This is a genomic window from Hydrogenophaga palleronii (assembly GCF_031457455.1).
Lineage (GTDB): Bacteria > Pseudomonadota > Gammaproteobacteria > Burkholderiales > Burkholderiaceae_C > Hydrogenophaga > Hydrogenophaga palleronii_A.
Map to the genome: position 1 here is coordinate 307,598 of NZ_JAVDWU010000006.1, position 12,311 is coordinate 319,908.

Sequence of the window (12,311 nt, forward strand, 5' to 3'; positions counted from 1 at the left end):
CGAAGTAAAAGGCTTCAGAAGGTGCGGACTTTGGGCGGCACCGACTCCACGGTCAGGGGCTTGAGGTTGACGGGCTTGTAGGTCAGGCTGTTGTCGGCGCTGTGCCACAGGGTGTGCTTCATCCACTCGGCATCGTTGCGACCCAGCGGGAACTGGGCATCGTCGGCCGGACGCTCGTAGTCGTTCACGGTGTGGGCGCCACGGCATTCGTGGCGCGCGGCCGCCGAGGTCATGGTGGCCTGGGCCGATTCCATGAGGTTTTCCACTTCCAGCGCTTCGATGCGGGCCGTATTGAAGACCTTGGACTTGTCCTTGAGCGCAATGTCGTTCACGCGGGCACGCATGGCGTTGATCTTCTGCACACCCTCGTCCATGCTCGCCTGAGTACGGAACACACCCGCATGCTGTTGCATGGCGGCACGCAGGTCGTTAGCCACGTCCTGTGCGTACTCGCCGCCAGAGGTGTTGTCCAGCCGGGCCAGTCGCGCCAGCGTCCTGTCTGCAGCATCAGCGGGCAGGGGCTTGTGGATTTTGTTCTTGTCGTTGAACTGCACGATGTGGTTGCCCGCCGCGCGGCCGAACACCAGCAGGTCCAGCAAAGAATTGGTGCCCAGGCGGTTGGCGCCGTGCACGCTCACGCATGAGCATTCGCCCACGGCATACAGGCCGTTCACCACCGCCTGGCCACCGTTGCCATCAGGCGTGACGACCTGACCATTGATGTTCGTGGGAATGCCACCCATCTGGTAGTGGATGGTGGGCACGACGGGGATGGGCTCGCGGGTGATGTCCACGTTGGCAAAGTTCACGCCGATTTCGTACACCGACGGCAGGCGCTTGTGAATGGTGTCGGCGCCCAGGTGGTCCAGCTTCAGGAGCACGTAGTCCTTGTTGGGACCGCAGCCGCGGCCTTCCTTGATCTCCTGGTCCATGCAACGAGAAACAAAGTCGCGTGGCGCCAGGTCTTTCAGGGTGGGTGCGTAGCGTTCCATGAAACGCTCGCCTTCGCTGTTGAGCAGGATCGCGCCTTCGCCACGGCAACCTTCGGTCAGCAGCACGCCCGCGCCGGCCACGCCAGTCGGGTGGAACTGCCAGAACTCCATGTCCTGCAGCGGAATGCCGGCACGCGCCGCCATGCCCAGGCCGTCGCCGGTGTTGATGAAGGCGTTGGTGGAGGCGGCAAAGATGCGGCCCGCACCGCCGGTGGCCAACAGCGTGGTCTTGGCTTCGAGGATGTAGGTCTCGCCGGTTTCCATTTCCAGGGCGGTCACGCCGACCACGTCGCCGCTGGCGTCGCGGATAAGGTCCAAAGCCATCCATTCGACGAAGAAGGTGGTGCGGGCCTGCACGTTCTGCTGGTACAGGGTGTGCAGCATGGCGTGGCCGGTGCGGTCGGCGGCGGCGCAGGCGCGTTGCACCGGCTTTTCGCCGTAGTTGGCGGTGTGGCCGCCGAAGGGGCGCTGGTAGATGGTGCCGTCGGGGTTGCGGTCGAACGGCATGCCGAAATGCTCAAGCTCGTAGACTACCTTGGGCGCTTCGCGACACATGAACTCGATGGCGTCCTGGTCGCCCAGCCAGTCAGACCCTTTGATGGTGTCGTAGAAGTGGTAATGCCAGTTGTCTTCGCTCATGTTGCCCAGCGAGGCACCAATGCCGCCTTGAGCGGCCACGGTGTGCGAGCGGGTAGGAAACACCTTGGAGAGCACGGCCACCTTGAGGCCGGCGCGGGCCAGCTGCAGCGAGGCGCGCATACCGGAGCCACCGGCGCCGACGATGACCACGTCGAATTGACGCTTGGGAAGGGATGCAGATGTGGTCATGACTTCAGAGTCTCCAGAGAACTTGCACGGCCCAGCCCAGGCAGGACAGGAGCCAGACGATGGTGAAAACGTGCAGCACGAGGCGAATGCCGGCGGGCTTGACGTAGTCCATCCAGATGTCGCGCATGCCGACCCACACGTGGTAGGCCAGCGCCAGGAAGACCGCAAAGGTCAGCGCCTTCATCCACTGGGCCGCGAAAATGCCCGCCCAGCTGTCATAGCCGATGGGGCCCGTGGAGAACAGCACCTGCACCAGGACGATGAGGGTGAACAGGGCCATCAGGGCGGCGGTGATGCGCTGGGCAAGCCAGTCACGCAAGCCGTAGTGGGCGCCGGTGACGACGCGTTTGGAACCGTAGTTGACAGACATGTGGGGTGATCCTTGGAGTTCTTGATTTCGCTTCAGTACAGGCCGAACAGCTTGGCACCCAGAACGACGGTCAACCCGATGCTGAGCACGAGCGTGACGATGGCCGACGATTTGCCGAATTCCTTGCTCACCGCGTGGCTGGCATCCATGTAGAGATGGCGAATGCCGGCAATCAGGTGATGCAGGTAGGCCCAGATGATGGACAGCACCACCAGCTTGAACAGCCAGCCAGGCACAAAGCCCAGACCCACCGCGAATGCCGCAGTGAAACGGTCGAAGGACAGTTCCGAGGACACCGATGTGTCAAAGAGCCAGACGATCAGCGGCAACAACACAAACATCAGCGCGCCACTGGCACGGTGCAGGATGGACACCCAACCCGCCGGCGGCAGGCGGTAGGTGGTGAGGTCGGTGAAGGCGTTGATGTTGCGGAACTCTGGCCGCTTTCGGGTCAACTCGGTCATGGTGGGGGCTTTCTTCCGGTGGGGATTGAAATTTGGAAGGATTCGTAACTCGGTGGTAACTCAAGCCACGGGCTCGTAAATTCTATTGCAACGCAGCATGCAGGCCCTGATGAGGGACGTGCCCGTTGATGGGTGGGGGGTCAATGGCCTCGTGGATCAGCTCAGTTCGTTGCGATAGTGGCGGTTGTCGGTCCGGTACAGGCCCCGGCGCAGTTCCATGGGTTCATCGTTGTAGGTGTAAGCCACCCGCTCGACGCTCAGCAACGGGGTGCCCGGCTGGGAACCGAGCAAGGATGCCACATCCGGGTCGGCACTCACCGCCTTGATCTTTTCAACCGCTCGCACCATGCGAACGCCGAATTGCGACTCGAACAGGGCATACATGGGGCCCTTGTCTTCGGCCAGCGTTTCCTGGGTGAGCCCCTTGAACCTGCTGCCGGGCAGCCAGATGTCTTCAAGAATCGCCGGAACGGCTGCGAACGCGAGCACACGGCGCACCAGGAACACCGGATCGCCGGTGCGCAATCCAAGCTGGCGGGCCACTTCCGCAGAGGCGCGCAGGCGTTTGCATTCGATGATGCGTCGCTCGGCCGGCCCCTGGCCGTCGAGGTCGCCCGTGTCGGGCAGCAGGCGCAGAAAGCGGTACTGGATGTGTTGTTCGGCGTGCGTGGCCACGAAGGTGCCCTTGCCCTGGCGGCGCACGAGCAGGTTGTCGGTGGCGAGTTCGTCGATGGCCTTGCGCACGGTGCCCTGGCTGACCCGAAAGCGTGCGGCGAGATCGAATTCGCTGGGGATGACATCCCCGGGTTTCCATTCCCCGGATTGCAGGCTTCGCAGGATCAGGCCCTTGATCTGTTGATACAACGGACTGAAAGCGGGCGCGCCTTGCGCAGGTGCGCTTTCACCACCCGCAGACGCACCCGGTCCGGGCGCAAATCGCGCGTCCGGCGGGGAGGCTTCGGTGACTTGAGAGGGAAGGGTGGCCATGCGTCTGTGGCTTTTGGACCTGCTGTCGATGCACGCAATCATATCTTATATAAGACATAAGACAAATTGACGTATCAGGGTTTGCGAGGGTACACTCACGGGCTGTCTTGCACGCCAAAAGTTTCGGATTTGCGTCCGGTTTTTGGATCGACGCCTGGACAATTCCGATCCGAATTTCACTTTTCTTACGTCAATTTCTGGAGTTCTCACCATGAGCAAGAAGCCTGTTCGCGTGGCCGTTACCGGAGCCGCTGGTCAGATTGGTTACGCCCTGCTGTTCCGCATCGCATCGGGCGAAATGCTCGGCAAGGACCAGCCGGTGATCCTTCAACTGCTCGAAATCCCCGACGAAAAAGCCCAGAAGGCGCTCAAGGGCGTGATGATGGAAATCGACGATTGCGCCTTCCCGCTGCTGGCCGGCATGGAAGCCCACAGCGACCCGATGACCGCCTTCAAGGACACCGACTACGCGCTGCTGGTGGGCTCGCGCCCCCGCGGTCCCGGCATGGAGCGCGCCGAGCTGCTGGCGATCAATGGCGCCATCTTCACCGCACAGGGCAAGGCACTCAACGCCGTGGCCAGCCGCGACGTGAAAGTGCTGGTGGTGGGCAACCCCGCCAACACCAACGCCTATATCGCCATGAAGAGCGCTCCGGATCTCAAGCCCGGCAACTTCACCGCCATGCTGCGCCTGGACCACAACCGCGCCGCTTCGCAGATCGCCGCCAAGACTGGCAAGCCGGTGGCCAGCATCAAACAACTGGCCGTGTGGGGCAACCACTCGCCCACCATGTACGCCGACTACCGCTTCGCCACCATCGACGGCGCTTCGGTGAAGGACATGATCAACGACCAGGCCTGGAACAAGGACGTGTTCCTGCCCACCGTGGGCAAGCGGGGCGCGGCCATCATCGAAGCGCGCGGCCTGTCGTCGGCCGCTTCGGCCGCCAACGCCGCCATTGATCACATGCGCGACTGGGCACTGGGCACCAACGGCGAGTGGGTGACCATGGGCATCCCTTCCAAAGGCTGGTATGGCATTCCCAAGGACATCATGTTCGGCTTCCCCGTCACCTGCGAAAACGGCGAGTACAAGGTCGTCGAAGGCCTGGAGATCGATGCCTTCTCGCAGGAGTGCATCGACAAGACCCTGGCTGAGTTGCAGGGTGAGCAGGACGGCGTCAAACATTTGTTGTGACCCCCCGCGCCGCTTCGCGTCACCCCCCTGAAAGGGGGCCACACCTACGGCCTGGCAAAGCCAGTTCCGTGGTGTGTGCTGGAAGCAGGCGGCACGCGTTGGTCTCCGTAACCACCTCGTAACTCATCCGTGAAAACTCACCCGCGTTCCATTCTTCTGGGGGCACAAGCCGGCGCTTTCTCGCTGCCGGTTTGTGATCACTACAGTGGTGTAGAAACGCGGATGAAAAAGAGCCTGCAGTTGCAGGCCGATCTCACGGCCGAGTTCGGCACCTGTGTGTTCGACGTGACCCTGGACTGCGAAGATGGTGCGCCGGTGGGTGGCGAGGCGGAGCATGCAGCGCTGGTCACGTCGCTGGCGCTGGGTGCGGCGCCCGAAGCCCGTGTGGCTGTGCGCGTGCACCCGGTGGACCACCTGGCTTTTCAGGCCGACGTGGCCACCATCGCAGGGCAGGCCGCATCGAAGCTCGTGCACCTCATGGTGCCCAAGGTGGAATCGGTGGCCGATGTGCAGACGGCTGTGGCCGCGCTGGATGCCTGCGGCGCGATTGCGTTGCCCCTGCATGTGCTGATCGAGTCGCCAGCAGCGGTGCACCGCGCTTTCGATATCGCGGCCCATCCGCGTGTGCAGAGTCTGAGCTTCGGTCTGATGGATTTTGTGTCGTCGCACGGCGGCGCGATCCCGGCCGATGGCATGGGCGTGGCTGGGCAGTTCAGCCACCCTCTGGTGTTGCGCGCCAAGGTCGAGATTGCGTCTGCCTGCCATGCACATGGCAAGGTGCCGTCGCACAACGTGGTCACCGAATTCAAGGACCTTGCCGCATTGCAGACCGCCGCACACAAGGCCGCGCGCGAACTGGGCTACACCCGCATGTGGAGCATTCACCCCGACCAGATACGCCCGATCATTGCGGCGTTTGCACCGTCTGAACGCGAGGTGGACACTGCGGCTGCCCTGATCGAATGCGCCATGGCGGCCGACTGGGCGCCCGTGCAATTCGAAGGGCGCCTGCACGACCGCGCGAGCTACCGCTATTTCTGGCAGGTGCTTGAACGCGCACACCAGACCGGTCTTCTGCTGCCTGAATCGATGCAGGGCCACTTCGCCGAGTCTGTGGCGCTTCGGCATTGAGCTTGCTTCGCATTTTTGCCCACCCATTTTTTGACCCCACGTATTCCCTTTTTTCTGGAGAACAAGATGTCCAACAACTTCCTCACCGACTACCGCGCCCATGTCGCTGAACGCGCCGCGTTGGGTATCCCGCCGCTGGCGCTTGACGCCAAGCAGGTGGCGGCCCTGGTCGAACTGATCAAGGCACCGCCAGCCGGTGAAGATGCTTTCCTGCTGGACCTGCTGACCCACCGCGTGCCACCGGGCGTGGACGATGCAGCCAAGGTCAAGGCCAGCTTTCTCGCGGCCGTGGCGCATGGCGACGAGAAGGTGGGGCTGATCTCCAAAGCCAAGGCCACCGAGCTGCTGGGCACCATGGTGGGTGGCTACAACGTGCATCCGCTGATCGAACTGCTGGACGACGCTGAGGTGGCGGGCGTGGCCGCCGAGGCGCTGAAGAAGACGCTGCTGATGTTCGACTATTTCAACGATGTGGCAGAGAAGGCCAAGGCCGGCAACGCCAAGGCCAAGGAAGTGATGCAGAGCTGGGCCGACGCCGAGTGGTTCACCAGCCGCCCCGAGGTCGAGAAAAAGATCACGGTCACCGTGTTCAAGGTGCCTGGCGAGACCAACACCGACGATCTGTCGCCCGCACCGGATGCGACCACGCGTCCTGACATCCCCATGCACTACCTGGCGATGCTGAAGAACACCCGTCCGGACGCCGCCTTCAAGCCGGAAGAAGACGGCAAGCGCGGCCCGATGCAGTTCATCGAAGACCTGAAGAAGAAGGGCAATCTCGTGGCCTACGTGGGCGACGTGGTGGGCACCGGTTCTTCGCGCAAGTCGGCCACCAACAGCGTGATCTGGGCCACCGGCCAGGACATTCCTTTTGTGCCCAACAAGCGCTTTGGTGGCGTGACCCTGGGCGGCAAGATCGCCCCCATCTTCTTCAACACGCAGGAAGATTCCGGTTCGCTGCCGATTGAGGTGGACGTGAGCAAGCTGGAAATGGGCGACGTGATCGACGTGCTGCCCTACGACGGCAAGCTGGTGAAGAACGGCGAGACCGTCGCCGAGTTCAAGCTCAAGAGCGACGTGCTGTTTGACGAAGTGCGCGCCGGCGGCCGCATCAACCTGATCATCGGCCGTTCGCTCACCGCCAAGGCGCGCGAGTTCCTGGGCCTGCCCGCTTCCACCCTGTTCCGCCTGCCCAGCGTACCGGCTGAAACCAAAGCCGGCTTCACACTGGCCCAGAAGATGGTGGGCCGCGCGGTGGGCCTGCCCGAAGGTCAGGGCGTGCGCCCCGGTACCTACTGCGAGCCCAAGATGACCACCGTGGGTTCGCAGGACACCACCGGCCCCATGACCCGCGACGAGCTGAAAGACCTGGCCTGCCTGGGCTTCAGCGCCGACCTGGTGATGCAGTCGTTCTGCCACACGGCCGCCTACCCCAAGCCGGTGGACGTGAAGACCCACCGCGAACTGCCAGCCTTCATCAGCAGCCGCGGCGGCGTGTCGCTGCGCCCCGGCGACGGCGTGATCCACAGCTGGCTCAACCGCTTGCTGCTGCCCGACACCGTGGGCACCGGCGGTGACTCGCACACCCGTTTCCCCATCGGCATTTCCTTCCCTGCCGGCTCCGGCCTGGTGGCCTTCGGTGCCGCCACCGGTGTGATGCCGCTGGACATGCCCGAGTCGGTGCTGGTGCGCTTCAAGGGCCAGATGCAGCCTGGCATCACGCTGCGCGACCTGGTGCACGCCATTCCGCTGTACGCGATCAAGGCCGGTCTGCTGACCGTGGCCAAGGCTGGCAAGAAGAACATCTTCTCGGGCCGCATTCTGGAGATCGAAGGTCTGCCAGACCTGAAGGTGGAACAGGCGTTTGAACTCTCCGACGCATCGGCCGAGCGCTCGGCCGCAGGCTGCACGGTGAAGCTCAACCCCGAGCCGATCAAGGAGTACCTCACCAGCAACATCGTGCTGATGAAGAACATGATCGCCGATGGCTACCAGGACGCGCGCACCCTGCAGCGCCGCATTGAGAAGGTGGAGGCATGGCTGGCCAACCCCAACCTGCTCGAAGCTGACAAGGACGCCGAGTACGCCGCCGTCATCGAGATCGACCTGGCCGACATCCACGAGCCCATCCTGTGCTGCCCGAACGATCCGGACGACGCCAAGACCCTGTCTGAAGTGGCCGGCACCAAGATCGACGAAGCCTTCATCGGTTCGTGCATGACCAACATCGGCCACTTCCGCGCAGCGGCCAAGCTGCTCGGCGGCAGCCGCGACATCCCGGTCAAGCTGTGGGTGGCGCCACCCACCAAGATGGACGAGAGCGAGCTGATCAAGGAAGGCCATTACGCCAACTTCGGCGCTGCCGGTGCGCGCACCGAAATGCCAGGCTGCTCGCTGTGCATGGGCAACCAGGCCCAGGTGCGCGAAGGCGCCACCGTGGTGTCCACCTCCACCCGCAACTTCCCCAACCGTCTGGGCAAGAACACCAACGTGTTCCTGGCTTCGGCCGAACTGGCGGCGATTGCCTCCAAGCTGGGCAAGATCCCCACCGTGGCCGAGTACCACGAAGCCATGGGTGTTGTGAACAAGGACGGCGCGGCGATCTACAAGTACATGAACTTCGACCAGATCGAAGAGTATGCGGAGAACGCGAAAGGCGTTGCGGCCTGAGCGGCGGCGATGTGCTGAATCAACAAACGGCCCTTCGGGGCCGTTTTTTTGGGCGGTTGCGACGGCGGTTCGCCGGATCACGGAGACCACGCCTGGAGTGCCTGATGAGGGCGCAGTGGACAGGAACGTCAACGCGCTTTGGGGCTCGTGACCATCCCTTGTGTGGCGGCCCAGGCGTGGATGTCGTCCCGGCGGATGGCGGCGGCCATCAGGCCGGGGAAGGCATCGGGTGTGCAGGCAAAACTGGGCACGCCCAGGGCCGCGAGTTTGGCGGCCAGGGCGTGGTCGTAGCTGGGCGCGCCTTCGTCGCTGAGCGCGAGCAGGGTGATGAACTGCACACCGCTTTCCACCAGCTCATTGGCCCGGCGCAGCAGCTGTGCCTCCACCCCGCCTTCGTACAGGTCGGAGATCAGCACCATGATGGTGTTGCGGGGCTCGCGGATGATGCTCTGGCAGTAGGAAACGGCGCCGTTGATGTCGGTGCCGCCACCGAGCTGCACACCGAACAGCAGCTCGACCGGATCGTCCAGTTGATCGCTCAGGTCGACCACGGCGGTGTCGAACACCACCAGCCTGGTGGACACCGCGGGCAACGAGGCCATCACAGCGCCGAAGATGCTGGAGTAGACGACCGAGGCTGCCATCGAGCCGCTCTGGTCGATGCAGAGGATCACCTCGCGCTGGGGCCGGCGCGCTTTGCGGCCATAGCCGTGCAGGGTTTGCGGCACGATGGTGCGGTAGTCGGGTTGCCAGTGCCGCAGGTTGGCGCGGATGGTGCGGTTCCAGTCGATCTCGCTGTGGCGCGGGCGCCGGTTGCGCTGGCTGCGGTCGAGCGCGCCGCTGACGGCCGAGCGCATGGGTTCTTCGAGCTTGGCCAGCAGCGCGTCCACCACGCTGCGCACCACCATGCGCGCGGTGTCCCGGGTCTTGGCCGGGATCACTTTCGACAACGCGATCAGGTTGGCCACCAGGTGCACGTCGGGCTGCATGCTCTTGAGCATTTCGGGCTGGAGCAGCATGTCGCGCATGTTCAGGCGCTCCAGCGCATCGCGCTGCATGACCTGCACCACTTGGCCGGGAAAGTACTTGCGGATGTCGCCGAGCCAGCGCGCCACGCTGGGCGCCGACGCTTCACGACCACCCCGCCGTTCCTTGGCACCCAGACCGCCGGGGCCAGTGGGGTCGTACAGGGCCGAGAGCGCCTGATCCATTTCCTTGAGCTCGCCGGAGAGCGTGCCGCAGGCCTCGTCGGCCTCACGCCCCAGCACCAGACGCCAGCGGCGCAGGCGCTGGGCGTCGGAAATCGGCGATGCGTCGGGGAGGTCGTTCTCGTTCATACGTTGAGTCCCATCAGTTGATGCAACACGGGCAACGGTTGCAGGGCGCGGGTCAGGTCCCACTCGCTGTGCGCGGCGGACACCGGTGCGGCCACCACACCCTGGCTGGCGCGTTGCGCGAGGTCGTGCCGCTCGCTGGCGCCGAACGCGCTGAAGCTGCGGCGCACCAGCGGCAACACGCCCAGGAAATGGTCTTCGCTCAGCGAGGCGAGCCAGGCATTGAGCAGGCCCCACACGGTGGCGTCGTGCAGCAGCACGGTGGCGTTGCGGTTGAGGAAGCCGTCGAGCCAGGCCGCCGCCTGCGCGGGGTCGGCGCCGCGTGAGAGGTGCAGCGACATGGCCTGCGCCGCGTCGTCGTCGCTGCAGACACCGGCTTCGAGCAGCAGGCGCAAGCACAGGCCCTGCAACAGCGGGTGCACGCCCGCCGCCTCGGCGAGCTGGCGCAGCGCGCGCTGCCACGCGCCGGTCTGTTCGGCGCTATCGCGCAAGCCGATGGCCTTGTGCGCCGTGAGCACGCTCTCACGCAAGGCGTTGGCGGCGGTCTCGTCCAGCGCCATCGCCGCCAGCGGCAGACTGATGGCCGCGCGCAGGATGAGACCGTCGAGCACCTGCGCCACCAGCGCCGCGTCGGTACCGCGCACGTTGCCGTAGCGGAACACATTGGCCAGCGGCGGCAAGGCGGTCAGGAGCTGTGCCGCGTCGCCGGTCAACGCGGCACGGTCTTGCAGCGCCCGCGTGGCGGCGTTCACCGCCGGTTGCAGGTCGGCCAGCAGGGCGCTGTCCACTACCTGGGCCAGTTCGGCCAGGCTGTGCAGACCGGCGCAGCGGTCCACCGTTTGGGCGGACGCGGCTTGCGCGATGGTCTGCCCCCAGCGGCTGGCTTCAATGACGCGCAAGGCGAACTCCGGCTGCCATTGCAGCGTCCAGATTTCGTGAAAGCTGCCGCGGGCCGAGCGCCCCACGGTGGCGATGCGGCCCCAGGGAATGTCCATCAGGTTCAGGCGGTGCAGCAACTGGCTGCGCGCGAGATCGTTGGGCTGACGCAGGTCGAGGTCCAATGTCTTTTGCAAGGCCTCGGGTTTGAGGCGCAGCGACTTCTGGGCCTGCTCCAGGTCGCGCTGCAGCGGCACGGTGGGCACGCTCGCGGGCACCGTGCCCAGGCGATCGCCCATCAGCAACTCGTCGCGGATGAAGGTCAACACCGCATCGTCACCCATGGCGAACACGGAGCGGGTCGCTTCCTGCAACTCCGCCAGGCTGGGGGCGGGGCGCCCGCGCAACGCCGCCAGCGCTTCGGCCAGGCGGGTGGCTTCAATCAGATGGGCCGAGGAACAGTCCAGGTCGCGCGCGCGCATCAGCCGGGCGATCCGCGCCAGCCAGCCAGCGGTGCGCTCCAGGGGGGCGCCCTGGCTGCGCCAGAGGTGTTCGTACCAGCCGGGTGAGTGGATGCCGGCGCCGTAGCCGCTGGCGCGCGTGAGGTGGCGGTAGCTCCAGGGCACCCAGGTGGCCTGCACCTTGAGCTTGGGGAGCCTCTTGAGCAGGGCGGCATCGTCTCGCGCCTTGACCTCGGCCTGCAGCCCGGCCAGGTGCCAGGCCCCACAGACCACCGCGATGCGCTCAAACCCCTCTTTCTGTGCCGCGCGGATGCACTGGCGCATGTGGGCCTCGCGCAGCTTTTCACGTTGCGTCTCGTCGGCGCTGCGCACCGGATCGCCCAGCTCGCGGCGCAAGCCGATCATGGCCTCGCTGATGGCCGGAAAGATGGACTCGGGAGCACCGCGTTCTTCCACCAGATGGTTCCACCAGGCTTCGCCGTCGTCAAAACCGGCCGCACGGGCGAGCCAGCTCAGCGGGTCATTGTTCGCTGTGGCGGCGGCTTCGTCTGAGGTCGGACCCTCTGCGTGGCTGGCCGCTTCGCCCGCACCGAGATCTTCGCCATGGACCTCGTCCAGCCCGCCGACGGGCTCGCCCTGAGCTGCCTGGGCCGCCGCTTCCTTGCGGGCCTTGTCCAGCCCGAAGTCGTTCGCGCGCGGCAGATCGATGAAGCGCAGCGGCACGCCTGCGCGCGCCGCCCACTGCAGGGCCTGCCATTCGGGCGAAAACTCGGCGAAGGGGTGGTAGACCGCGAAGCCGGGTTCGTCGGGGCAATAGCTCAGCAACGCGACCGGCGCCTGCATGCCGTCGGCGATGGCCAGCGGCACCAGTGCATCGGCCTCGGGCGGCCCTTCCACCAGCACGCAGTCGGGCTGCAAGGCGAACAGCGCGTCGCGCAGGCTGCGCGCGCAGCCGGGGCCATGGTGACGCACACCGAAATAGTGCAAGGCGCTCATCGGG

Annotated in this window: 9 protein-coding genes; 3 read left to right on the forward strand and 6 right to left on the reverse strand. The window is 65.1% G+C overall.

The annotated features are described in order from the left end of the window. Nucleotides 1-14 precede the first annotated feature (14 nt). The 4 genes from sdhA to J2W49_RS15995 form a co-directional block, all read right to left on the reverse strand. A complete protein-coding gene (sdhA, locus tag J2W49_RS15980) occupies nucleotides 15-1,820 on the reverse strand; it encodes a succinate dehydrogenase flavoprotein subunit (RefSeq protein WP_310318231.1) in 1,806 nt (601 codons plus the stop codon). A gap of 4 nt (nucleotides 1,821-1,824) precedes the next feature. Further along, the gene (gene sdhD, locus J2W49_RS15985) at nucleotides 1,825-2,190 is read right to left on the reverse strand and encodes a succinate dehydrogenase, hydrophobic membrane anchor protein (RefSeq protein ID WP_310318233.1); all 366 of its coding nucleotides are present in this window, start codon (nucleotides 2,188-2,190) and stop codon (nucleotides 1,825-1,827) included. 32 nt (nucleotides 2,191-2,222) lie between these two features. After that, a complete protein-coding gene (gene sdhC / locus J2W49_RS15990; protein ID WP_310318239.1) occupies nucleotides 2,223-2,654 on the reverse strand; it encodes a succinate dehydrogenase, cytochrome b556 subunit in 432 nt (143 codons plus the stop codon). 156 nt (nucleotides 2,655-2,810) lie between these two features. Continuing rightward, nucleotides 2,811-3,641, reverse strand: a complete 831-nt coding sequence (locus tag J2W49_RS15995; protein WP_310318242.1) for a GntR family transcriptional regulator — start codon at nucleotides 3,639-3,641, stop codon at nucleotides 2,811-2,813. Nucleotides 3,642-3,852: 211 nt separating this feature from the next. Here J2W49_RS15995 and J2W49_RS16000 point away from each other — a divergent pair, with 211 nt between their 5' ends. The 3 genes from J2W49_RS16000 (at nucleotide 3,853) to acnB (ending at nucleotide 8,640) form a co-directional block, all read left to right on the forward strand. Then, nucleotides 3,853-4,839 carry a malate dehydrogenase gene (locus J2W49_RS16000; RefSeq protein WP_310318245.1) on the forward strand — a complete coding sequence of 329 codons (987 nt, stop codon included), beginning with the start codon at nucleotides 3,853-3,855 and terminating at the stop codon, nucleotides 4,837-4,839. Nucleotides 4,840-4,968: 129 nt separating this feature from the next. Continuing rightward, nucleotides 4,969-5,970, forward strand: coding sequence for an HpcH/HpaI aldolase/citrate lyase family protein (locus tag J2W49_RS16005; protein ID WP_310318247.1), 1,002 nt, complete (start codon nucleotides 4,969-4,971; stop codon nucleotides 5,968-5,970). A 66-nt stretch (nucleotides 5,971-6,036) separates the two neighbouring features. Further along, complete coding sequence (gene acnB, locus J2W49_RS16010; protein WP_310318249.1) at nucleotides 6,037-8,640, forward strand: bifunctional aconitate hydratase 2/2-methylisocitrate dehydratase; 2,604 nt, start codon at nucleotides 6,037-6,039, stop codon at nucleotides 8,638-8,640. 128 nt (nucleotides 8,641-8,768) lie between these two features. Here the strand turns inward: acnB and J2W49_RS16015 are convergent, their stop codons facing one another. Beyond that, on the reverse strand, nucleotides 8,769-9,977 hold the full coding sequence (locus J2W49_RS16015; RefSeq protein ID WP_310318252.1) for a vWA domain-containing protein: 1,209 nt from the start codon (nucleotides 9,975-9,977) through the stop codon (nucleotides 8,769-8,771). Then, the gene (locus tag J2W49_RS16020) at nucleotides 9,974-12,307 is read right to left on the reverse strand and encodes a DUF5682 family protein (RefSeq protein WP_310318255.1); all 2,334 of its coding nucleotides are present in this window, start codon (nucleotides 12,305-12,307) and stop codon (nucleotides 9,974-9,976) included. Before J2W49_RS16020 ends, J2W49_RS16015 begins: the two co-directional genes overlap by 4 nt. Nucleotides 12,308-12,311 lie beyond the last annotated feature (4 nt).

Excerpts from the sequence above, each read along its gene's own strand:
- sdhA (WP_310318231.1), bottom strand. The coding sequence starts at position 1,820 with ATGACCACATCTGCATCCCTTCCCAAGCGTCAATTCGACGTGGTCATC.
- sdhD (WP_310318233.1), bottom strand. The coding sequence starts at position 2,190 with ATGTCTGTCAACTACGGTTCCAAACGCGTCGTCACCGGCGCCCACTAC.
- sdhC (WP_310318239.1), bottom strand. The coding sequence starts at position 2,654 with ATGACCGAGTTGACCCGAAAGCGGCCAGAGTTCCGCAACATCAACGCC.
- J2W49_RS15995 (WP_310318242.1), bottom strand. The coding sequence starts at position 3,641 with ATGGCCACCCTTCCCTCTCAAGTCACCGAAGCCTCCCCGCCGGACGCG.
- J2W49_RS16000 (WP_310318245.1), top strand. The coding sequence starts at position 3,853 with ATGAGCAAGAAGCCTGTTCGCGTGGCCGTTACCGGAGCCGCTGGTCAG.
- acnB (WP_310318249.1), top strand. The coding sequence starts at position 6,037 with ATGTCCAACAACTTCCTCACCGACTACCGCGCCCATGTCGCTGAACGC.
- J2W49_RS16015 (WP_310318252.1), bottom strand. The coding sequence starts at position 9,977 with ATGAACGAGAACGACCTCCCCGACGCATCGCCGATTTCCGACGCCCAG.
- J2W49_RS16020 (WP_310318255.1), bottom strand. The coding sequence starts at position 12,307 with ATGAGCGCCTTGCACTATTTCGGTGTGCGTCACCATGGCCCCGGCTGC.